Source organism: Brevibacterium sp. Lmc1 (assembly GCF_057654315.1).
Genome location: NZ_CM172803.1, coordinates 712154 through 733878, shown reverse-complemented (window position 1 = coordinate 733878; position 21725 = coordinate 712154). Strand labels below are relative to the sequence as shown.

Here is a 21725-nt window from a genome sequence, read left to right as displayed (position 1 = left end):
ATCGCCTTTCGGCATCAGAGCTCGAAGTCCACGTAGGCCAGCTGCTCGACGTTGGGCAGCGAGAACGGCTTGATGGCTTCATGAGCTGGATGGGAGTTGTAGACGTCGATGTCTTCCTTGGCAGCGAAGTCGGCGATGATCACGTGGTCCCATGACTTCGCGGTGTGCAGAACATCGGGACCGTGGCTGAGGGAGATGAGGCCTGGGACCTCGTCGGGCAGTCTTTCGAGACCGGCGACCCATTGCTCCCGGATCTCGTCGGTGAAGGTCGGCTTCCAGCGGAACATGACGATATGGCGGATCATCCGGCGACCGCCTCGGCGAGGTGCCGGGTCTGCTCTCTGGGAGCGCGGTAGGCGGCATCCTGCCCGGTCATCGTCCGGCCTGCCAGATAGGCCATGGTCATGAGCGGTCCGAGCGTGGCCCCGGCTCCGGGGTATCCGGCGGCATACGGCGATTCGGTGACGTTGCCGGCTGCGAAGAGGCCATGGATTGGCACGAGGTCGGGGTCGAGCACGCGACCATTGCCGTCGGTGGCGAGGCCGCCGCAGGTGCCGAAGGCTCCGTTGACGACGGGCATTGCGTAATACGGTCCGCTTTCGAGCGGCGCCAGTGACGGGTTCGGCCACGCGTTGTCGTCGTCGCCCCAGTACCGGTCGTAGGCGGATTCGCCGCGCCCGAAGTCCTCGTCGATGCCGCGTTCGGCCTGGCCGTTGAATCGGGTGACCGTGGACTCGAGGTTCTCGGCCGGCACGTCGAGCGCCTCGGCGAGGCCGGCGAGAGTGTCCGCGACTGTGAGGTAGTCGGGCAGCGGGTCACCGGCTCGGTGATCGAGCACTCCGTAACGGTCGAGGTAGGACTGGTCGAAGACGACGTAGGCGGGGGTGTTGAGGGTCTGGTTGTTCGCCGAGTCCCAGGACTGGAGGACTCGGGCGAGGTCGTTGTAGTTCTGGGATTCGTTGGCGAAGCGCTTTCCATGCCGGTTGATCATGATCGATCCGGGCCCTTGCCGTTCGAACCGCAGCAGTGTGCCCACGGGTTCGCCGTCGCGCAGGGTGCCGGTCACGGACATCGGCGCCCACCAGGCTTCGCGGGTGCCGCGGACGGTCGCGCCGATGCGCTGGGCCATCTTCAGTCCGTCACCGGTGTTGGTCGGAGGCGAGCACTGAGTGTACAGGCGCGAGGCCAGCAGAGAATCGGCAAGGCCTTTGTCCCATTCGAATCCGCCGGTTCCCAGCATCACACCCGTTTTCGCTATGTACGCGGTTCCGTCGTCGAGGACGACGCCGGTGACGCGTTCGCCCTCGGTGGTCAGGTGATCGACTCGTGCGTCGACGGCGAAGGTGACTCCACGGCGAGCGCAGGCGGTCACGAGCATGGACACGAGTGCGTGGCCTTTGGCGGCGTACCCCTGTTTGCGGCGGCGTTCGAGTTCGTCCCAGGGGAATCTGGTGAAGGCTCCCCACCGTTCGTACTCCTGCATGCTGAATGGCAGACGGCCGTCGGTGCGGATGTGGTCGAACAGTTCGCCGAGGCTCTCGCGGGCGTTGAAGAGTCCCGGTTCGATGGTGCGTCCCCCGGCAGCAGCTCCAGGCAGATCCTGGCGGTAATCGGGGAAATCGTCGAGGAATAGGAATTCCAGGCCCAGTTCGGCTTCGGCGAAGCGGAGCATATCGACTCCGTGGTTGAGTGCCGCGTCGAGCAGCTCCGATCGTCCGCGTCCTCGGGCTACTGCCTCGGTGTAGGTGCGGCCCGCGCTGATGGAATCGGTGATTCCGGCTTCTCGGGCGTAGTCGTTGGCGACGATCCACAGCATTCCGCCGGAGACCGCCGATGTTCCGCCGAGGAGGTTCGACTTCTCGAGGACGAGAACCTTGAGTCCCTCGTCAGCGGCCGTCGCCGCCGCGGTCAGTGAACTGGCTCCGGAACCTACGACGACGACGTCGTAGTCGTGGGTGTGTGAATGATGCGCGTTATCTGCGTTGAGTATTCGCATTGTGCCTCCACTCCTCTCTGATGTGGGCTTGGGGACAGATTTGTCGACATCGGCGAGCCAAGGCAGAGGTTGTTCCGTTGAACGAAGCGGGGTGTTCAATTCATCGGTACGGCACCGATCAGGGCAATTCCGCTCGAACACGGAGGAGGCGGTGCCTCGAATCAGGCGCCGAGGCGGCCGCAGGGTTCACCCCATCAGTCGGCGGACCCGGTGTGAGTCAAGGACAACACCGAGGCGTCGACTGGTCGCACGGGAGGCGAATCGCAGCTGCGGGACGATCACGTTGAGGTCCTCTTGTCCGCGGTGGCGAATAACTGTCAGTGCGGCGATGACCTCTCCCCCGCGACCATAGACCGGCACGGAGATGCCGCTGGATTCGGGAACGATGATGCCTTCCATGGCCGCGTAGCCCTGTTGGCGGATGCGGGCGAAGAGTGCGCGCAGCTCGTGGGGATCGGTGATGGTGTTTTCGGTGAGTTTGTCGAGCCGACGGCGGAGCATGAGCTCCTGCTGTTCTGTGGGCCCGAATGCGGTGAGCATCAGCCCGGCGGAACAGGCGTGGGCGGGAAGACGGCCGGCCACCTCGGTGATATTGACGACGAATTCATCGGGAGCGAGCCGTTCGACATAGAGCGCATCAGTTCCGTCGAGCACCGACAGCGAAATGTGCACCTGGAGCGCTTGGACGACGTCCTCCATCGGCGGCAACGCCGCCTTGCGGAGGTCAGAGGCCTCGGCTCCTCGAGAGGCGATTTCCCATAGTCGGTTGCCATGCGTCCAACGACCCGATTGGTCGCGGCTGACAAGACCCTCGACTTCGAGTTCGTTGAGGATCCTGTGGACCGTGCTCACCGGCAGGTCGGCTTCACGCGCTATTTCTCGTAAGCCTCGGCTCTGCGCCCTCGGACCGAACACGGAGAGGATCCGCACGGCACGATGGATGACCGATTCTCCCGACGACGAGTTCGCCACTGGCACCTCCATTGGTTGAGCCAAGAATAATTGAACCCGACAGTCGCCCACTATCCATTCTGTGATCCGTTGAATGAAACAGCCTCATGAATCCTCGTCGCACCGTATCTAGCCTGTGACCATGGCTGATTCACAGAGCACAACTTCACCCAACGGACGCGTTTCCGGCAAAGTCGTCTTCATTTCAGGAGCAGCCCAGGGCATGGGCGCTTCTCATGCCAGGGTGCTCGCATCCGAAGGCGCCCAGGTCGTCATCGGCGACCTGCAGGAGTCCACCGCTGCGTCGCTCGCCGAGGAGATCAATGAGACCGAGGGGCACAGGGCCGCTGCCAGCGTCCGACTTGATGTTACTGATCTCGAGTCATGGCGGCTCGCCATCGAGACCTGCGTGAAAACGTTCGGCCGCCTCGATGTGCTCGTCAACAACGCCGGAATCTATACCCCGGGTTCAGTGCTCGACGCCGAGGTCGACGACTGGCATCGGACGATCGACATCGATCTCACCGGCACGTTCTACGGCATGAAGGCCGCCACTTGCGAATTGATGAAGCAGTCCACAGCTTCAATCATCAACGTCTCATCCATCGCCGGCCTCGTCGGGTTCAAACACCGGGCCGCCTATGCCGCAGCGAAGTGGGGCGTCCAAGGTCTCACCAAGACGTCCGCTCTGGACCTGGGCGGGTACGGGATTCGGGTGAACTCGATCCACCCAGGTTCGGTGAGCACGCCCCTGACCGCAGGGCTCAAGCGAGGACTGGGCCAGGTGCCGACCGGGCGAGCGGCCGAGGTCGAAGAGATCAGCAGCCTCGTCCTCTACCTGGCCAGCGATGAGTCCCGGTTCGTCAACGGAGCGGCGATCGCCATCGACGGCGGTGAGACCGCCGGGAACAACCTCCGTGCCGACTCATAGAATTTCACCGTCAACGCCCCCGAGGCAGCTCGCCCGCTGGAGGCGAAAAGGTCGCCGTGAGCTGACCGACGGGCGCTCCGCACCACCAAGGGTGCCGACCTCCTCATGATGAGGATGCCGGCACCCTTGGTGGTTAAGACGGTCTTTACCGAACGCCGCCAAGCACCTTGCCACTGCTAGCGACAAGCTGACCGCCTTTGTAAACGTCCCGTTCCCTTGGAGTATCCATGATGGCCGCAGTGACACTGTCGGAATCGAGGACGATGAAGTCCGCAGGTGCACCGACGGCCAGCCCGAATTGCGCATCGTCGATGAGTTCTGTTCCGTCGGGCCGCTGTCCGGCCATGACCTGTGCACCACCCCTGGACGCGATGTCGAAGCAGTGCTCGATCGCATCGTCTCGACGGAAACCATTGGTGAATGCCAGCTGCCAGGTCCGACGAAGCAGATCGCCGTCTCCATACGGGCTCCAGTAGTCACGTTGCCCATCCTCGCCGAGGCCGATGGCGACACTATGTTCACCGAGGATGCTCTGCGGCAGGCTGCCCTTCTGCGGGGCGACCGTCGTCACCGAAATCCCGGCATCTGCGATGAGTTCGACCAGCTTGCGGACTTCGGTTTCGGGATTCGTGTTCAGGGCGAAGGCATGCGAAATGGTCACCTTTCCCTCGAGCCCCAATGTCTTTGTCCTGTGAGCGATCTCCTCGAATGAATAGATTCCAGCGGTGCCTCCCTCGTGAAGGTGGATGTCGACTCCCTTGCCATGCTTTTCCGCGAGTTCGAAGACGATGTCGAGGTGCGTCTTGGGATCCCGGTCGTACTGCACCGGGTCAAGGCCACCAACCAGGTCGGCTCCCTCACTCAGTGCGGCGTCCAACAGGTCCTTGACGCCTTTTTCTCTCACAATTCCAGCTTGAGGAAATGCAACGATCTGCGAATCGAGGACATCGCCGTATGCGGCCAAGGCATCCCGAACACCGCTGAAGCGCTCCAGCAGGCAGTCCGAATCGATCTGCGTGTGCGAGCGGATCCGCGTACCGCCGGACGCCACGATGGTAGCAATGGCGAAGCTGGCCTGGTTGCGCACACTGCGCTCCCCGTTCCGCCAGTTGGCACGGTCGTTCATGATGTAGCCGTGCAGGGTGCCGTCGGCGGTGTGCGGGCGGAACTGTTGGCCCATGCGGTTCGAATCGAGATGGGCATGGACATCGCCGAGACTCGGCAGCAGCAGTTTCGACGGCCCCAACTCTTCGGTCGGGATGATCGCCTTGATCCGGCCATCAGCGACCTCTATGTCGACAGCATCGTCATCGTGGCGGCGGGCGAAGATGCGGACGTTTTTCACGGTGGTCATATGACTCCCTTTGGTCGAGTGGTGACGATCTATGGTGACTGTTCGGGGGGGGGTGGACAGGCTCCCGTCGGGCGTGAGCGGTGGTCAGAGATGCATCACTGTCTGAGCGAGCACAGCAGCGACGACAAACGAACTGGTCAGAGTGATGAGAGCTACGACGACGACGCGCCAGCTAAGCTGCTTGATGGCCCCGACGTCACGACCCAGGCTCAGCCCTATGAGCGCCAGCTGCAAGAGGCCGAACAGCATGACGTCCATCCCGTCGACCAGACCGACGAATGTTTCAGCGAACGGCATGAAGGGAGCGCTGACGATCGTGGCTATGCCCAGTACCCAGACGCTGGCCGGAATCGCCGGGACCCAGCGTGCCAGTTGGAACGATAACGCGGTCAGGGCCAGGAGGAAGGCGGTGCCGAGCAGTTGCCGAGGTTCGAATGCACCGGTGCCGACCGCATTGAGCACAAGCCCGAGCACCCCAGCACTGGCATAGACGAACAGCGAGACTTTCCACCCCTTCGGTTCGGGCGGATCCGAATGAGTCCATTCGGCTTGAGCAGTCTCGCCATCGCGGTCAGCGCTCATGGCGACAGCTTTCCGGCGGCCTCCGCTCAGCTGCGAGGCATCGCCCTCGGGCACAGCGCCTCGGGCAACCAGCTTTGCCTCCTCGACCTCGGCCGCGGGACGTCTCCAGACCTTGGCCCAGAAGAGGTACAGCTTCCGTGCCAGCGGCAGTGAGAGAAACACTCCGGCATAGAATCCGACGATATTGGTGACGAGGTTCGACAGTCCCGCCAAAGCCATGATCTCTGTTGCCTGTTCGGGGTAGAGGACCGACAGCGCGCCGACACCTCCCAACATCATCGATGACGACCCAAGGCCGAGACCTAAGGCGAGCGCCAGAGGATGAAGGATATCGAGGCTGCCCAGCAGCCCGGCGACGAGCGAGATGTAGAGCGCACCGAACAGGGATCCGAAGATCCACACGCCGAAGACGCCTCTGTACTCAGGCGAGCGAGTGCCGAAGCGTTCGATGGCGAAAGCCAAGAAGGACTCCCGGTCAACAGACCAGCTCGCGCCGATCGCTGACCGCCCCATGCGCAGTCCCACCGCGATCGGCAGCGCGATGATGACCGTGCCGAAAATATGGCCGACTTCCTGCAACAGGATCGCAGGCCCGAGGTTGGAGACCTCGCCGATCGACGGGCCGATACCCATCCCCAGAAGAGCGAGGAAGAGAACGATTCCAATCCGAATCTGCGGTTCACCGACCGCGCGAATCTTGCCGGTGATGGGAAGAATCCGCTGGAGCCCGACTATCGCACCGATGAGGACTGCCCAGATGATCGGAAACAGCACGATTGCCGCCGGCCCGATCTTGATGGTGTGCTCACCGATGAGAATGGCGACCAGCGAGATGGCAAAACCGAGTCCGACGGAGACGATCCAACTCTTCAGCGTTGCCTTCTCGGGCACAGAAGAAGGAGTGTCAAAACTTGAAACAGATGATGACGACCTTGTCATTTGTATACCAATCGACTTGAGCGGCGCGAAAAGAATTCCGCTTGTTCCGCATGAATCATTGCACAGCTGGAGGTCCGTCACAAGAGTCACACCACATCTGGTATACCTAGAGTATGGAATTTTCAATTCGCGCACGGCACATCCTGGCAGGCTCGGGAGCACAGCGGCACTGGGTGAGAGATGGCTTCGTCCATGTCCGAGACCGGACGATCGTCGACGTCTCCCACACCCAGCCGTCAGCGGCGAACGTCATCGATCTCGGAGACGCGGTTCTGTTCCCGGGGCTCATCGACCTTGATGCCCTGGTCGACATCGACCACCTGCTGCTCGATTCCTGGCATTCCCCAGAGGATGCACTCCTGCTGTCGGGTTCCATCGAACACTGGCAGTCTCGCCGCACAGGCGTTCTCACGCCGACGGAACGCACAACGCTTCGCACTTTCGGCCTGGTCCAACTCGCTCTGCACGGGATCACCAGCTATATGCCCATCGCCTCCGAGGTCCACCTCGAATGGGGTGAAGATGCAGACGAACTGCGAGAAATGGCCCGCATCTCCACACAGCTGGGGCTGCGGGGTTGGCTCGGCCCGTCCTACCGGTCATCCGTTGTCGCGGCTGCCCCGGATTCGGGCGGCCGGACCTCACGAGTCCTGGTCGACGATAAAGACCTGGGTGAGGCCGGCTTCGAACAGGCTCTCGAGTTTGCAGACGAGATCATTGCTGCAGCAGACCCTCTCGTCAATCCGGTCCTTCTGCCGTGCCGCATAGAGACGATGAGCGATGAGCTCCTCCGCGCAACTGCCGCAGAGGCAGAAAAGCGCAGTCTTCTGGTGCGCCTCCACAGCCTGCAGCAAGGCTGGGAGCGTGAACTCATCCGACAACGCAGCGACCTGACCCCGCTGCAGCTGATCGAGCACGTCGGTCTGCTCAATGAGCGCCTTCTCATACCGCATGCCCTGTGGACGGACCGCCATCCGAGCCTGGGCGGGCTGGAGACAAACGCCGCAGACTCCGCAGACCTGCGCCGACTCGCCGCAGCCGGCGCCAGCGTGATCCACTGCCCGTTGACAACGTTCCGCTACGGCGATGTCTTGCACACACTCAGCGACTACAACGCAGCAGGAATCACGATGGCGATGGGCACTGATTCGTTCCCACCGGATCTCATCCGAGGAATCGATGTCGGTGTGCACGCCGCGAAAGCCCAATACGGGTACGGCTCGGCCGATATGGCCCAATACATCAACGCCGCGACGACCGGCGGCGCAGCCGCGCTCAAACGCCCGGACCTCGGCACCATCGAACCTGGCGCAACAGCGGACTTCAGCGCGTTCTCGCTCGACGACTTCCGCGACGGCGTCCACGATGACCCGCTTCGCACGCTGGTCCTGGCCGGCACCGGACGTAACGCAGTGTTCTCCATGGTCGAGGGGCGGACGATCATGCGGGACGGGAAGATCCCCGGGATCGATCTCGACAGCCTCAAAGCCGAGGCACAGGCGATCTTCGAGAAACTGCGCGAAGGATATGCCGTTCGCGATCCGCGAGGCCGCTCGGCCGACGAAATATTTCCACCGACATTTCCATTGGAGCCCTCGTGCTGATCCTCACCCGTTCCGATCTCGAATCCTTGGTCGACACCGATGCGACGATCGACTCTCTGCGAGAGACCCTGAGTCGGCAGGGTGACAGTGCACTGACCGTGGCTCCCAACGCCATGCGGTTGGAAGACGATTCGGCGTACGTTCCCATGCTGGGCGCTGACCTCGACGCAGGCATCGTCACCAGCAAGACCCTCATGGACAGCCCGAAGAATGCTTCGCGAGGACTCCCCTCACAGCGTTCGGCCATCACCGTCATCGACCCCAGTACCGGTGCGGTGACAGCCATTCTGCACGGGGGTGTACCCACCCGCGTACGCACCGCCGGTGTCTCTGCCGTTGCCACCGATGCTCTCGCCCGTCCGGAGGCGTCAGTGCTCGGTCTCATCGGAGCCGGCGCCTTAGCTGTCGAACATGTTCGAGCAGTCCATCGGGTCCGGCCCCTCGACGCCGTGGTCGTGTGGAGCAGGACGCGGGAATCCGTGCAGCGGTTCCATGCCCAACTGGAGAAAGTCTGGAATGATGACACCATGCCCAGAGTCTCCTCCGCGTCCTCACCCGAAGACGTCATCGCTCGCGGAGACATCATCTGCACACTGACACCGAGCGTGACGCCCATAGTCAAGGGAGCGTGGCTGCGGCCCGGGCAGCACATCAATGTCGTCGGTGCCCGCCCACGGCCGACAGATCGAGAAGTCGACGCGGATGCCTTCGCCCGCAGTCGTGTCTTCGTCGATCACCTCGACACCGTGGCTCACGAGTCCGGCGATTATCTGCTGGCCAGAGGAGAAGACGGGCGATTGCCTGAAGTCGTTGCGGAACTCAGCAGTGTCCTGCGCGGCGAGGTCGTCGGTCGTCGGACTCCGGACGACATCACTCTCTACAATTCCGTCGGCGTCGGTCTGCAGGACACAGCCGTCGTCAGCATCGTCCTGAAGGCTGCGGAGGCGGCGAGCGCCGGAACGGTCGTGGATCTCGATGCCTGATTCCCAACCGGGGAGTCTGACCGAACAGGCTGAGGTCGCGGTTCGCGACGGAATCATCTCGGGTCGCTATGAGCCCGGGTTCCGGCTGCGTGAACGCGAACTCTCCGTCGACCTCGGTGTCTCACGTGTGCCCGTGCGTGAGGCTTTGCGGAATCTTGAGTTTCAGGGGTTCGTCACAATCCAACCGCGACGCGGTGCCGTGGTGCGCGAAATGTCGGCTCAGGACGTCGAAGAGCTTTTCGACCTGAGAACCGCTCTCGAACCCTTGGCTGCAGGAACGGCAGCGCGTCGGTACCGCGAGGGTCAGCCGCACGACGGGTTCGACCGCGCCATGGAGCGAGCACTGGATGCCACGGCTTCGGCTGATCCGCAAGCGATCCTGCTGGCGAATTCCGAGTTCCACACCGAGCTGGTGCGTGCTACCCGGCACCAGATGATCACCGATTCGATGGCTCCGGTGCTGGCGCGAACACGGTGGCTCTTCGCTCAGACCGCCGACCGCAGCGCGGAGATCCAGTGTCACGAGCATCAGCAGATCTACGATTCGATTCGCTCGGGTCAGGAACGGGTGGCTGCCGCATACATGCTCGCGCATGTGGAATCGGGCCGTCAGCCGTCGCTGGATGTCATCGCCGACCAGCGCTGACGGCGTGCCCTAGCCTTTCCAGCGCTCACCCTTTGCGCATCACAAAAACCGTCACCGAGCTCCCGACCAGGTCGATCCGCAGCTTTCCGTCGTCGCCCATGCCGCCCTCGGCCTCCGGCGAACTCGAACCGCCAGACGAGCTCGACGCCGAAGCCCCACCCGTAGACGACGCCGCCCCATCCCCACTGAACGGCACCTCATCAGGTAGCGGATTCGTCGGCACCACCTGGGTCGCGTTCTTCACATCATTGGACTCCCCATAAACCTGAGACGCCGACGAAACGCTGAATCCCGAAGGCATCGCCATCGTCACCGAATTCCCGCCCACTGAGGCTGCGTCGTTCGCGTTGATCACCGTCGTCACCAAGGTGCGGCCCTCGTTCTTGACCACGGTGTAGGCGCTCATGTTCCCGCCCCCAGATACCGAAGTCCGAGTGAAATGCCCGCCGAGGCTGGGTACGAGCAGCCGCAGCCCGAGCATGTTCGGCCTCACCTGAAACTCGTTCGACCGGTCCCCGTGATCGGCCGGGTCGCAGATGAGCGACATCGGCGCTCCCCCATTGCACGCCCCGAGCATCGAATGCATGGCCATCCGCTCGACCCCGAGCGTCGCCGCATACATCGTGTAGTCGGCAGCCCACAACGCCGAGGCGTTCGTCAGCGAGGTGTCATTCGTGCCCGGGCAGCTCGTCGGCCCGGTCTCTTCGAGCCACAGCGGCAAATCCGCAGCGTCAGCCTTCGATTTCCCGATGCCGAGGTTCTTCTTCGCCGCCTTCTTCGCCAAGGAATCGATGAGGTTCGCCGCCTGCGGGCCGCGACCGGGCACCGTCGAAGAGTCGCATTCGTAGAGCTGATACCAGTGCTGGGAGATCGCGGCCTTCTTCTTCACGTCCGAATCCGCGAAAGCCTCCATCCATGCCCCGTCGTAGACATCGGGGCCGATGATCGGCGCATCGGGGCGTTTCGCATGAATGGCCTTCGCATACGCCTCAAGCTGCTCCACGTATTTGTCCTTGTTCCATCCCTTGCCGCGCACGGCACCGCTGGGCACATCCTTGACGGTGTACCCGTTCGGTTCGTTGCCGATCGCCAGACCGACAAGAGAATCGCCGAGGATGTCGACCGCATACGCGGCCATGTCCGCTCCGCGTTTCGGATCGTAGGTGCCCAGAGGAATGCCGATGGTGACCGACGAACCGGTGACGTCGACGAGCTTCTTCAGCCGCTTGAGGTCATCAGGGGTGACGGTGACCTTCTCACCGTGCTTCGGCTTCTCTCCCTTCGACGTCCAGAACGTCCTCCGGTCGAGGGCATTGCCGCCGAACCGGAGCGCCGGCGACCCGAGCGACTTCAGCTGCTCATCGAGGTTGGAATTCGCCGGATCGAGTCGGGGGTCTGCCAAATCGGTGGCTTCGAACGAGATTCCGATATTGTCTGCTGTGAGGCCCGGGCCAGTTCGGTCGGTGGATGCAGTCACCACCGCATCGTCTCCGGAGATCGCACCGGCAAACGACTGCTCGAATTCAGTCGGAGTAGGGCTCGGCTCCGGGGACTGGCTCGAGGACGACGAATCGTCCGAATCGAACCACGAACACCCCGACAGAACGAGGGCGAGCGCCACCACGCCACCCTGGATACTCCTTCTGAGGTTCACGCCAATAACTCTGCCCTGTCCCTGCAGAATCAACAACTTCCACAGTCCCTTTCGAGACACCCCCACCGCACCAACCCGCGACGCCGCCCCGCCCCACCACTACAGACCATCCTGTCCGAATCCCCTCCCGCCGAGGCACCCGCCCCGCGGCCATGGCATCGTAGTGCTGGAGATCACGCCACCTGAGCCCACCCGAGGAGAGGAACCGCCATGCCCGATAGCATCGCCAGGCCCTCCTTCACCCCCGTTCGCGGGGCGCTCGGCCTCTCGGTGGCGATGGGCATGGGCCGATTCTTCTACACCCCGGCCTTACCGCTCATGGTCGCCGCCCTCCACTGGGACTCCGCCCCCGGCGCCTGGATCGCGACCCTGAACTACGTCGGCTACTTCATCGGCACGCTCGTCATCGCCCAAGGCTGGGTCGAACCCAACCGCTTTGTCTACCGCATCAGCCTCATCGTCTCCACACTCGGCCTCGCCGCGGTCGCCCTGACCCCGAACCTCATCTGGCAGGGCGGCATCCGCACGATCGCCGGCATCGCCTCGGGGCTGATCTTCGTATGCGTGACCCAACGGATTCCCGCGAACTCCCGCAAACCGCGCGACGGCGGCATCTCCTACGGCGGAGTCGGCTTCGGCATCCTCGTCTCCGGAGCCATCGTGTTGATCGCCGGCAATGTCGCCGACTGGCGCCAGCTGTGGCTCATCTGCGCGGCCGTGTCCGCGATCTTCTCTATCATCGCCTGGACCTGGCCGATCCCCGCCCGGATCCCACAGAACACCACCCCCACCGAGGCGGCCGACCCGACGGAGACAATCACCGATCACTCCCCCGCCGAGGCGGCCACCCCCTTCGAGGCCAATCGTCGACGAGCCATGGCGATCCTCTCCACCGGCTACTTCTTCCAAGGCGGTGGCTACATCATCATCGGCACCTACCTCGTCGTGCTCGCCGACCCTGTCTTCGGTGCGACCGCGGCTGCCTCGACGTGGCTCATCGCCGGGATCGCAACAGCGGCCTCTCCCCTGACGTGGTCAGCGGTCGCCGCCCGCATCGGCGCGGTCAAAGCATTGACCGTCTGCTATTGCCTCCAGGTCTTCGGCGCCCTGCTCGCGGTCTTCGGATCCTCACCGATCGTCCTCATCATCGCCGCCGCCCTCTTCGGCTTCACCTTCATCGGTGTGGTCATGATGACGATCGGCGTCGGCACTCAGATGGGTGTCGCGAACGCCTCGGCGAAGCTGACCTCTTGGTACAGCATCGGTCAGATCGTCGGACCGGCCATCGTCGCGGCGGCCCTGAGCGAGCACATCGCCGCCGCATTCATCGCCTCGGCGATCGCCTTGGCCATCGCCATGGCACTGACCTTGGTCGGTGTCCTCACCGGCAACGTCGACCGGTGATGCGACCCACCGCAGGACGCCGCCATCGCCTCACCAGCCCGCACCGAGGTGGCACACACCCGACCGCCCGTGTAAGACTACGTAGGCGATTGCTCAGTCAATGATCACGGTGGGCTCAGTGTTCTAGTGCAACAGTGGGCTGGTCTCAGACTACCTGCTCATGCAACAGATCAGCCAGGACCTCGGCCGGGGTCGCGAACCCGAGGACCTTCCGCGGCCTGCGGTTGAGCTGATCCTGCATCGCCTGGATCTCCTCGTCAGTAACCGACTCATCGAAGACCGTGCCCTTCGGGTAGTAGTCCCGAACGAGACCGTTGGAGTTCTCATTCGTCGGTCGTTGCCAGGGTGAGTGCGGGTCGCAGAAGTACACCTGGCAATCGGTGGCGACAGTGATCCGCAGATGCTCAGCCATCTCCTGACCCTGGTCCCACGTGAGAGTCGAGAACAACGCTTCCGGCAGGGAAGCGATCATGTCCTGGACTAGTCCGGTGACGGTGACCGATTCGCGGTTGTTCGGCAGTTTCCGGATCAAGGAGAACCGGGACCGGCGTTCGAAGACGGTCACCAGGCCACCGGCGTGGGAATCGACGACGAGATCACCCTCCCAGTGGCCAGGAACAGTGCGGTCGGCAGCTTGTGAGGGACGGTCGGTCAACAAGGCACCATCGAGCCAGGGACGGTTGGACCGACGCGGCAGCTTCGACTGTGGCTTCCTTCCCGTCTGTCCCGATCGGAGGGCTTTGACCACGGCCAGCTCGTGACGCAGGGATCCGCGTCCTTGGACGTAGAGAGCTTGGTAGACCGTTTCGTGGCTCACGTGCAGGTCCTTCCGGTCAGGGTAGTCACGCCGAAGCCTACCGGCGACCTGTTCGGGCGAGCACTTGTCGTTGAGCCCGTTGATCACGTGAGCCCGCAGCCACGGATCCTCGAGACGTGTGCGACGGTGTTTCTTGCGTGCCTGTCGGGCATAGGTGCGGCCGTGGGCGCCGGCGGCACTGTAGACCGGGTGTGGGCTGATTCTGTCGTATTGGATGAGTCGGTTGCGGCGGATCTCTCGGGACACGGTTGACGGAGCAACACCGAGTTGAGTCGCGATGGTTCTCATCGACAATGGCGGATCTGATTGCAGGCCAGCCTGGATCGTCATTCGGTCGGCGATCGTCAGGTGGCGGTAGGCAGGTGGTCGTGGTGGTGCCGGGGCAGCAACGATGGTGGTCGGCATGGACAGTATTCTGCCGGTCCTGCCTTTGGGCAGGCCGAGTCGCCGCGCCCACCGGGTGACGGTGTTGAGGTTGATGCCGAGGTGGTCAGCGATCGCTGATCGTGGTCTGCCTTCGAGGAGGAGCCAGAAGAGTTCGTCGAGGACGTGGAAGGGCAGCCGTGGACGTCTGTAGTGCGTGGTCATGGGGGTGTTCCTTCGTTCAGTGGAAACACCCGGTCTGATAGTGCTGGTCAGACCGGGTGTTGCACTAGAACCTAGAAACCGCCCACCCGATCTGCGAACAAGCACACCGACTACGACAGCCTCCCCAGAGGAGCGCGGAGGAACCGAAGGAGCTATCCCCCATGACAGAGACTCCTGGGATCACAGGTCATTGGGACATCGATCCCTCACATTCTCGACTGGGATTCTCCACTCGCCACGCCATGGTGTCGCGTGTGCGCGGAGCGTTCAATGATGTCTCCGGCTTCGCCGACATCGCCGAGGATCTCGCCGACTCGAAGGCCGAGGTCATCATCCAGACCGCGAGCGTCGACACCCGCAGCGAGGGCCGCGATGAGCACCTGCGCTCGGCGGACTTCTTCGACGTGGAGACCTACCCGGAGATCCGCTTCGTCTCCTCCGCTATCGATGAGGTCGACGAAGGCTCCTACATCGTCACCGGTGAGCTGACGATACGTGACATGACGAAGACTGTGTCCGTTCCGCTCGAGCTCATCGGCGTGGACACCGACCCGTTCGGCAACCTGCGCGCAGGCCTCGAGGGCTCGCGTCGCATCGACCGCAGGGACTGGGGCGTGACCTGGAATACGAAGCTCGATTCCGGTGGCGTGCTCGTCAGCGACAAGATCACGCTCGAGTTCGAGCTGTCCCTTATCAAGAACCTCTACGAGGCGGCCCCCGCCGATTCGTCCGAGACCATCGATGAGGACGCGGCCCCCACCAAGACACCGGAACCTACCGCCGAGGCGTCCTCCGCCCCCGAGGCTCCTGAATCGGTGACCCCGACCCCGGCAGCCGACGAGACTGCCCCACCCGCGCCGAAGGCCCCGGAGAGCGCAGCATCGGTGGCCCCGAATGCGGAACCGGCCGGTACGGAGTTCCCTCCCCCGCCACCGGTCAAGCCAGCCGAAACTCACGCTGACAAGCCGACAGAAAAGGCACCTGAGACCAAGCAGTCGGGTGATCAGACGTCCGGAAGCACGTTCGGAAAGCTCTTCGGCCTCCGCTGAGAACCAACCGACTGGGATACCGTCAGAACGAAGACCACACCACTCGCTGTAACCGCGTCGGAAGAGGCACTCAACGCGTTGCCGAAGGCCACGATTACCCGAGCGCACAGTCCTGAAGCAGACTCTCTTGGGCTCCCTATGTCGGACTGTGGCCAACCCGGCGAGCGCTTCACTTCGTGGATAGAGTCTCCTCATGACATCCCGCAGAAACCCTTCGGCTATCGATGCCCTCGCCGATGCCTACTTCGAAGAGCTGACCGTCCTCTCCCCGTCGATCTCGCTGTTCCTCGGAACCGAGAACCCTCACGGCTTCGACGACTACTCCCCCGAGGGACTGAAAGCCGCCAACGACCTACGCTCTCGCACCCTGGCCAAGGTCGATGCTGCGGAGGCCGACGGTCTTGCGACGAACAGCCTGGATGTCACCGACCTTGTCACCATCGATGCGATGCGCGAACGTCTGGGCACCGCCACGGCCCTCTTCGACGCCGGCCTGCAGCACACTGTCCTCAACGTCATCGAATCGCCCGTGCAGCAGATGCGGGACATCTTCGACCTGCTGCCCACCGACTCCGCGGCAGGTTGGGAAACGATCTCAAAGACCATGGCCGCGCTGCCGCGCTCGATCGACGGCTACCGGGAATCACTTCGATATGCGCGGGACCAGCTCGGCCGAGTGCCCGCACGCCTCCAGATTGAGCGAGTTGCCGACCAGGCAGATGCGCTCGGTCAGGCAGACAGCCGCTTCACCACGATTGCCAACGAGGCCACCAGCGCCACCGGCGAAACCCTCGCCCGCGAACTGACCTCTCACGTCCAATCCGCCAGAGCGGCCTTCGGCGGCCTCGCCCATTTCCTCCGCACCGAACTGACCCAGCATGCACCGGAGAATGAAGCCTGCGGTCGCGACGACTATGCACTGCTCTCACGTGAGTTCCTCGGCGCCGAGGTCGATCTGGAAGAGACGTACGATTGGGCCCTCGAAGAACTGGCCGCCATCGATGCCGAACAGAAGCAGACCGCAGCCCGCATCGACCCGAACGTCGAACTCTTCGAGCTCATGGCCCGACTCGACAGCGATCCGCAGCGCGCTCTCCACGGCACGCAGGCTCTTCAGGAGTGGATGCAGACGGTCGCCGACGAAGCGATCACCGAACTCGGCAAGACCCACTTCGACATTCCGGAACCGCTGCGGACCATCGAGTGCATGATCGCTCCCTCGGCCACCGGAGCGGTCTACTATTCTCAGCCCAGCGAGGACTTCAGCCGTCCGGGCCGGATGTGGTGGTCGGTGCCCGACAGCGTCACTGAATTTGCCACGTGGCAGGAGAAGACCACGGTTTACCACGAAGGCGTTCCGGGCCATCATCTGCAGATGGGGCAGGCGTCCTATCTCGCCGATTCGCTGAACAAGTGGCGGCGGCACGTCTGCTGGGTCTCCGGCCACGGTGAGGGCTGGGCCCTCTACGCCGAACGTCTCATGGCCGAACTCGGGTTCCTCGACGAACCCGGCGACTACCTGGGCATGCTCGACTCCCAGCGGCTGCGCACCTCACGGGTGATCGTCGACATCGGCTTCCATCTCGGCCTCAAAGCCCCGGCCCACCTCGGCGGTGGAACCTGGGACCGCGCTAAGGCGTGGGAATTCCTCACACAGAACGTGGCCATGGACCGGACCTTCCTCGCGTTCGAACTCGACCGATACCTCGGTTGGCCCGGGCAGGCTCCGAGCTACAAGATCGGTCAGCGACTGTGGGAGGACATCAGAGACGAATCACGCGCCGCTGCAGGCACGGGATTCGACCTCAGAGAATTCCACAGTCGCGCACTGAACCTCGGGTCGATCGGGCTCGATCCGCTCCGACGGGCGCTGCTGCGCTGAGTACGGTCCGCCGCCGGGAAGGGGTGTGTCTCACCAGCGCCCCCTCCCGGCAGACCGTTGCGAACTTATTTGGTCTCCCACTCCCAGTAGTTCCAGAACATCGACGGGTCGAGCGTCGTGGTCGATACGTTCGAGACCTTGTCCCCGTGGATCGTCAGAGACGGGTGCTGGAAGAGCGTCAGCCCGAAGGCATCATCGACGAGCTGCTTCTCGACGTCTCCGGCCAAAGAAGCCTGCTTATCCGGGTCGATGGTCACCAGCATCTCATCGAGCGTCTTCGTCAGATCCTTGTTGTCGTACCCGCTGTAGTTGTTCAGCGCGCCCTTGCGGTAATAGGAGTCCGATTCCGTCACCGCCGTTGTGGAAAGCGCCCACCCGAACAGCGAGGCATCGTAGGTTCCATCGCCGAGGCGGGTCCCCCAGTTGACGTCACCGGCGTCTTCGACTTTGAAACCGGCCTTCTCTGCTGATTCCTTGATCAGCGCGAACAGTTGGGACCGTCTGGCATTCGTGTTGTCGTAGAGGAAGCGCACGCTCGGTGCCTGGGCACCGGCTTCGTCCAGCAGCTTCTTCGCTCCATCGATGTCGACCTCGTCGTAGTCCGAGATTCCGGACTCGGCGACGATGTCGTCGTACAGCGGCGAGTCAGGAGCCTGGTTGAACGAATCCCGTACCTCGGCCTCTTCGTTGAGAGGTTTGATGAGACGGTCGACGATCTCCTGGCGCGGCAGCGTCTTGAGGAATGCCTGACGGACCTTGAGCGCCGCATCCTCGTCCCCGCCATAGCTGGCCGGGTCGAAGGGACCGTTGTTGTCGAACGTGAGGTCGACATGTTCGAACGTGGCGTCTTCGCCGGGCAGGATCGACACATCCTCAAGCTTCTCAGCGGCGGAGAGGACATCAGCCGTCGACTGCGGCTGGGTCAGGTCGACCTCCCCGTTCTCGATCGCCTGAACCATGGCCATCGGGTCGCCGTTGTAGCGGATCGTCACCGTGTCGATCTTGGGTTCGACCGATCCGGTGTAGTCTTCGTCGCGAGACAGTGTGAGGTACTGCCCCTCTTCGAAGTCGGTGATCTCATAGGGTCCGTTGTGGACGAGAAGGTCTTTGTTCTCCGGCATCGAGGTGAAGTCGAAACCGGTGTTCCAGAAGTTCGAGATCTTCGACAGAGCAGTCTTGTCGCCGGTTTCGATCGCCTCGAGGATTGCGTCCTTGCCCTCCTGCGGGTCCGTGGTGCCCAGAGCATTCTTCGCCACGATGTGCGCAGGCACTCCAGAACCGTAGGCTCCGAGCCCGAATTCGGTCTCCCAGTCGGCGAACGGCTCCGAGTACGTGAACGTCACTGCTTTGCCGTCCTCGCTGATCTCGGGGAAGTCGTCGATCAGCGGAGCGCCCACGGCCGAGGAGTCGAAGAAGACCGTGCCCTCGGGATTGTCCTTCAGCGTGCCTTCATCGTCTCGGTTGTCATCGACGGTGTTGAAGTGCTGGGAACGCGCCGCCCAGGTCAGGGCGAGGTCTGCAGCGTCGACCGGAGTCCCGTCCGACCAGTTCGCGTCCTCACCGAACGTGTACTTCACCTTCAGCGGGTCGTCGGAGACCTTCTCCACTTCACCGAGGGCACCATCGTGCAGTTCGAGCTCATCGTCGTAGTACTTGAAGTTGTCATTGCTCATATAGGCGACGATGGTGTTGGCGACGGCGTTGCCGTCCATCGTCATATCGTTCATCGACCGGAAGGCTTCGTTCCATCCGATGTTGAGCACCGATCCGCCACTGCCTGATTTGTCATCAGCGCCTCCCGGAGGAGTGCATCCGGTGATGGCGATCGCCGTCGCAGCGGCGAGACTGCCGGCGATGAAATGCTTCTTCACATTGTCCTCTGTTTCATTGTGATCTTCTGTGGGTGGAGCAGATCTGGTGGGCCGCAGCAGCCGCTGCGGCTGTTCTCACACGGCGCTCGCGCTCTGCAGCCGCTTCACTCCGGCCGGCGCGCTGACTCGCAGGAGGAGCGCGAATGCCTGGTCGACGACGATGGCGAGCACGGCCACCCAGATGGCACCGGCGACAACCCCCTCCATCCCGTAGGCGACCTGGTTGAGGATGACATCGCCGAGTCCACCGCTGCCGGCGATCGTGGCGATCGTCGCCGAGCTCACGGTCAGCACCGCGGAGGTGCGGATGCCGGCGATGATCATCGGCAGCCCCAAGGGCAGTTCGACCTTGAGCAGCACCTGACCGGGTGACATGCCCATGCCACGGGCGGCTCGAGTGAGGTCACGGTCGATCGAGTCGACGGCTTGGAAGGAGTAGCTGAGGATCGGCGGGAAGGCGAGCAGGAACAGAGCGATCATCGCGTTGAGCATGCCGATGCCCACAAAACCGATGAGGATCGCGATGAGCGCGAGGCTCGGCAGCGCACGGCCGATGTTCGTCACACTCACAGCGAGGAACTCGCCGCGGTGGGCGTGGCCGAGCCAGATCCCGATCGGCACACCGAGGATGATGGCCGCCAACAGCGGGATGAGACTGATGACCAGGTGGTCGCCGGTCTTGGTCAGCAGCAATCCGACGTTGTCGATCATGAAGGGGAAAGCCCCGAAGATGACGTCCATCAGCTCCTCGCTTTCGTCCAGGGGGTCAGCACTCTGCCCAGCAGCACCAGCAGCCCGTCGAGCGCGAACGCAAGCAGCACGGCGAGCGCTCCGGCTCCGACGAACTGCGTGTTGAACGGTGAGGACACCGCTTTGATGATCGGCGATCCGAGACCGTCGTCGACGACGAAGGCCGCGATCGTGGCGATGCTGACCGTGAGCACCGTGGCGATGCGCACCCCGGAGATGATCGACGGCAGCGCCAGAGGCAGCTCGACCTTGAACAGAAGCTGGTTGCGGTCAAGACCCATGCCGGTCGCGGCTCTGCGCACATCTTCGGGGACTCCGGAGAGTCCGACGAGGACGGCCTGGAAGATGATGACGAGGGTGAAGCACACGAGCGCGATCTCGACAGTCAGCAGGCTCAGCCCGGTGAAGGGCACGAGCAGCTGGAACAGCGCCAGCGGCGGCAGAGTGTAGAGGAAGGTCGCAGCTATGCCGATCGGTCCGGCCAGCCACTTCTTCCGGTAAGCCAACAATCCGGCGCAGGAAGCGATGGCGAAGCCGATGGATACGGCGATCGCGACCATGACGATGTGGCTGAGCAGCGGGGGCCAGAAGACCGTCGACCATTGGCTGATGAACCAGTCGGTGCAGAATGCTCCGTTGTTGATCACACAATCAGAGGCCTGACCGTAGTCGGGGATGGCGGGATCGCCGGCGGGGGCGAAATCGCTCATGTTCTCACGCCTTCCCGATCTTCTCCGGCAGCGGGCGGTGCAATGAGATCGTGCAGGCTCACCTCGCCGAGGCGGTTGCCGCCGCTGTGGACGACGGCCCCTTCCGCCCTAGCGGCGGAGACCACGGACAGTGCTTCACGCAGAGTCATCGTGGCCTCGACTTCGGGCCACTGCGTTGTCTCGGCCCCACTACCTACTCGGTCGCCGCTGCCGAAAACGATCTCGCCGACGGTCGTCAGCGCCAGGCGTTTGAGTCCGCGTTCGGCTCCGAGGAACTCGGCGACGAAGTCATCGGCCGGGCTCGACAGCACTTCGGCGGGCGCGCCGAACTGAGCGAGCTTGCCGCCGGGTTTGAGGATTGCGATCCGGTCGGCCATTTTGATCGCCTCATCGATGTCATGGGTGACGAACAGCGTCGTCTTGCCTACAGCACGGTGGATGGCAAGGAACTCGTCCTGTACCGCGACTCTGGTGATCGGGTCAAGCGCACCGAAGGGTTCGTCCATGAGCATCACCGGCGGGTCGGCGGCGAGCGCCCGGGCGATACCCACACGTTGCTGCTGCCCGCCGGAAAGTTGAGCCGGGTAGCGCGGCAGCCATGTCTCGACTGGGCTGAGCCCGACTAGTTCCAGCAGTTCGGCCGTACGGGCGCGGATCCGTTTCTTCTCCCAACCCAGAATTGCAGGGACGGTGGCGATGTTGTCAGCGACCGTGTAATGGGGGAAGAGACCCGACTGCTGGATCGCGTAGCCGATGGTCCGCCGCAGTTCGATGGCCGACTGGTCGGTGATCGAGTGATCGCCGATGCGGATGTCGCCGCTGGTGAGGTCGACGAGCCGGTTGACCAGCTGCAGGGCTGTGGTCTTTCCTCCGCCGGAAGGCCCGACGAGGCAGACGAGTTCGCCGGCCTCGACCTCGAGGTCGAGGGCGTCGAGGGCGGGCGCAGCCGCACCTGGGTAGGTCTTCGTGGCTCGATCGAAGGTGATCGAAGTGCCTGTGGAGTGCTGGGTCATT

18 protein-coding genes are annotated in these 21725 nt (G+C 63.2%); 7 read left to right on the top strand and 11 right to left on the bottom strand.

What is annotated here, in order from left to right:
* Nucleotides 1-14 precede the first annotated feature (14 nt).
* The 3 genes from AC239G_RS03145 to AC239G_RS03135 form a co-directional block, all read right to left on the bottom strand.
* On the bottom strand, nucleotides 15-305 hold the full coding sequence (locus AC239G_RS03145; RefSeq protein ID WP_152349036.1) for a Dabb family protein: 291 nt from the start codon (nucleotides 303-305) through the stop codon (nucleotides 15-17).
* Nucleotides 302-1996 (bottom strand): 4-oxocyclohexanecarboxylate 2-dehydrogenase, encoded by a 1695-nt coding sequence (chcC1, locus tag AC239G_RS03140; protein WP_487489789.1) that lies wholly within the window; start codon nucleotides 1994-1996, stop codon nucleotides 302-304. The genes AC239G_RS03145 and chcC1 overlap by 4 nt, the downstream gene beginning before the upstream one ends.
* Nucleotides 1997-2182: 186 nt before the next feature.
* A complete protein-coding gene (locus AC239G_RS03135; protein ID WP_487489788.1) occupies nucleotides 2183-2968 on the bottom strand; it encodes an IclR family transcriptional regulator in 786 nt (261 codons plus the stop codon).
* Nucleotides 2969-3089: 121 nt separating this feature from the next.
* On the opposite strand from AC239G_RS03135, the gene chcB1 reads away from it, so the two are divergent.
* Entirely contained in the window at nucleotides 3090-3878 is a 789-nt protein-coding gene (chcB1, locus tag AC239G_RS03130; RefSeq protein WP_487489787.1) for a trans-4-hydroxycyclohexanecarboxylate dehydrogenase, read from the top strand.
* 145 nt (nucleotides 3879-4023) lie between these two features.
* On the opposite strand, the gene AC239G_RS03125 is transcribed toward chcB1, so the two are convergent.
* A complete protein-coding gene (locus tag AC239G_RS03125; protein WP_487489786.1) occupies nucleotides 4024-5232 on the bottom strand; it encodes an amidohydrolase family protein in 1209 nt (402 codons plus the stop codon).
* An 84-nt stretch (nucleotides 5233-5316) separates the two neighbouring features.
* Complete coding sequence (locus AC239G_RS03120) at nucleotides 5317-6915, bottom strand: DUF3100 domain-containing protein (protein ID WP_487489785.1); 1599 nt, start codon at nucleotides 6913-6915, stop codon at nucleotides 5317-5319.
* Between AC239G_RS03120 and AC239G_RS03115 the strand changes: the two genes are divergently transcribed.
* The 3 genes from AC239G_RS03115 to AC239G_RS03105 are packed head-to-tail and all read left to right on the top strand — an operon-like array spanning nucleotide 6867 to nucleotide 9986.
* Nucleotides 6867-8357 (top strand): chlorohydrolase family protein, encoded by a 1491-nt coding sequence (locus AC239G_RS03115; protein WP_487489784.1) that lies wholly within the window; start codon nucleotides 6867-6869, stop codon nucleotides 8355-8357. The two genes, AC239G_RS03120 and AC239G_RS03115, sit on opposite strands and share 49 nt — an antisense overlap.
* A complete protein-coding gene (locus tag AC239G_RS03110; protein ID WP_487489783.1) occupies nucleotides 8351-9340 on the top strand; it encodes an ornithine cyclodeaminase family protein in 990 nt (329 codons plus the stop codon). Before AC239G_RS03115 ends, AC239G_RS03110 begins: the two co-directional genes overlap by 7 nt.
* Complete coding sequence (locus AC239G_RS03105; RefSeq protein WP_487489782.1) at nucleotides 9333-9986, top strand: GntR family transcriptional regulator; 654 nt, start codon at nucleotides 9333-9335, stop codon at nucleotides 9984-9986. Before AC239G_RS03110 ends, AC239G_RS03105 begins: the two co-directional genes overlap by 8 nt.
* Before the next feature lie 25 nt (nucleotides 9987-10011).
* On the opposite strand, the gene AC239G_RS03100 is transcribed toward AC239G_RS03105, so the two are convergent.
* Nucleotides 10012-11463 carry a hypothetical protein gene (locus AC239G_RS03100; protein WP_487489781.1) on the bottom strand — a complete coding sequence of 484 codons (1452 nt, stop codon included), beginning with the start codon at nucleotides 11461-11463 and terminating at the stop codon, nucleotides 10012-10014.
* A 387-nt stretch (nucleotides 11464-11850) separates the two neighbouring features.
* Between AC239G_RS03100 and AC239G_RS03095 the strand changes: the two genes are divergently transcribed.
* Nucleotides 11851-13044, top strand: a complete 1194-nt coding sequence (locus AC239G_RS03095; RefSeq protein WP_487489780.1) for a YbfB/YjiJ family MFS transporter — start codon at nucleotides 11851-11853, stop codon at nucleotides 13042-13044.
* A 145-nt stretch (nucleotides 13045-13189) separates the two neighbouring features.
* Here AC239G_RS03095 and AC239G_RS03090 read toward each other — a convergent pair whose 3' ends face one another.
* Nucleotides 13190-14449 carry an IS30 family transposase gene (locus AC239G_RS03090; RefSeq protein WP_487489779.1) on the bottom strand — a complete coding sequence of 420 codons (1260 nt, stop codon included), beginning with the start codon at nucleotides 14447-14449 and terminating at the stop codon, nucleotides 13190-13192.
* 161 nt (nucleotides 14450-14610) lie between these two features.
* Between AC239G_RS03090 and AC239G_RS03085 the strand changes: the two genes are divergently transcribed.
* Nucleotides 14611-15498 (top strand): YceI family protein, encoded by an 888-nt coding sequence (locus AC239G_RS03085; protein ID WP_139906874.1) that lies wholly within the window; start codon nucleotides 14611-14613, stop codon nucleotides 15496-15498.
* 193 nt (nucleotides 15499-15691) lie between these two features.
* On the top strand, nucleotides 15692-17380 hold the full coding sequence (locus tag AC239G_RS03080; RefSeq protein WP_487489778.1) for a DUF885 domain-containing protein: 1689 nt from the start codon (nucleotides 15692-15694) through the stop codon (nucleotides 17378-17380).
* A gap of 65 nt (nucleotides 17381-17445) precedes the next feature.
* On the opposite strand, the gene AC239G_RS03075 is transcribed toward AC239G_RS03080, so the two are convergent.
* The 4 genes from AC239G_RS03075 to AC239G_RS03060 all read right to left on the bottom strand — a co-directional run bounded on the left by AC239G_RS03075 (nucleotide 17446) and on the right by AC239G_RS03060 (nucleotide 21724).
* A complete protein-coding gene (locus AC239G_RS03075; RefSeq protein WP_487489777.1) occupies nucleotides 17446-19251 on the bottom strand; it encodes an ABC transporter family substrate-binding protein in 1806 nt (601 codons plus the stop codon).
* A gap of 75 nt (nucleotides 19252-19326) precedes the next feature.
* The gene (locus AC239G_RS03070) at nucleotides 19327-19992 is read right to left on the bottom strand and encodes an ABC transporter permease (RefSeq protein WP_487489776.1); all 666 of its coding nucleotides are present in this window, start codon (nucleotides 19990-19992) and stop codon (nucleotides 19327-19329) included.
* Nucleotides 19992-20711, bottom strand: a complete 720-nt coding sequence (locus AC239G_RS03065) for an ABC transporter permease (RefSeq protein WP_487489775.1) — start codon at nucleotides 20709-20711, stop codon at nucleotides 19992-19994. Before AC239G_RS03065 ends, AC239G_RS03070 begins: the two co-directional genes overlap by 1 nt.
* Nucleotides 20708-21724: an ABC transporter ATP-binding protein gene (locus AC239G_RS03060; protein WP_487489774.1), complete on the bottom strand. Its 1017-nt coding sequence runs from the start codon at nucleotides 21722-21724 to the stop codon at nucleotides 20708-20710. The genes AC239G_RS03065 and AC239G_RS03060 overlap by 4 nt, the downstream gene beginning before the upstream one ends.
* Nucleotide 21725: the final 1 nt, after the last annotated feature.

What these genes read in the sequence shown, in the direction of transcription:
- AC239G_RS03080 (WP_487489778.1), top strand. Translation starts at nt 15,692, where the DNA reads ATGACATCCCGCAGAAACCCTTCGGCTATCGATGCCCTCGCCGATGCC.
- AC239G_RS03065 (WP_487489775.1), bottom strand. Translation starts at nt 20,711, where the DNA reads ATGAGCGATTTCGCCCCCGCCGGCGATCCCGCCATCCCCGACTACGGT.
- AC239G_RS03105 (WP_487489782.1), top strand. Translation starts at nt 9,333, where the DNA reads ATGCCTGATTCCCAACCGGGGAGTCTGACCGAACAGGCTGAGGTCGCG.
- chcB1 (WP_487489787.1), top strand. Translation starts at nt 3,090, where the DNA reads ATGGCTGATTCACAGAGCACAACTTCACCCAACGGACGCGTTTCCGGC.
- AC239G_RS03145 (WP_152349036.1), bottom strand. Translation starts at nt 305, where the DNA reads ATGATCCGCCATATCGTCATGTTCCGCTGGAAGCCGACCTTCACCGAC.
- AC239G_RS03060 (WP_487489774.1), bottom strand. Translation starts at nt 21,724, where the DNA reads ATGACCCAGCACTCCACAGGCACTTCGATCACCTTCGATCGAGCCACG.
- AC239G_RS03070 (WP_487489776.1), bottom strand. Translation starts at nt 19,992, where the DNA reads ATGGACGTCATCTTCGGGGCTTTCCCCTTCATGATCGACAACGTCGGA.
- AC239G_RS03115 (WP_487489784.1), top strand. Translation starts at nt 6,867, where the DNA reads ATGGAATTTTCAATTCGCGCACGGCACATCCTGGCAGGCTCGGGAGCA.
- AC239G_RS03090 (WP_487489779.1), bottom strand. Translation starts at nt 14,449, where the DNA reads ATGACCACGCACTACAGACGTCCACGGCTGCCCTTCCACGTCCTCGAC.
- AC239G_RS03085 (WP_139906874.1), top strand. Translation starts at nt 14,611, where the DNA reads ATGACAGAGACTCCTGGGATCACAGGTCATTGGGACATCGATCCCTCA.
- AC239G_RS03125 (WP_487489786.1), bottom strand. Translation starts at nt 5,232, where the DNA reads ATGACCACCGTGAAAAACGTCCGCATCTTCGCCCGCCGCCACGATGAC.
- chcC1 (WP_487489789.1), bottom strand. Translation starts at nt 1,996, where the DNA reads ATGCGAATACTCAACGCAGATAACGCGCATCATTCACACACCCACGAC.
- AC239G_RS03095 (WP_487489780.1), top strand. Translation starts at nt 11,851, where the DNA reads ATGCCCGATAGCATCGCCAGGCCCTCCTTCACCCCCGTTCGCGGGGCG.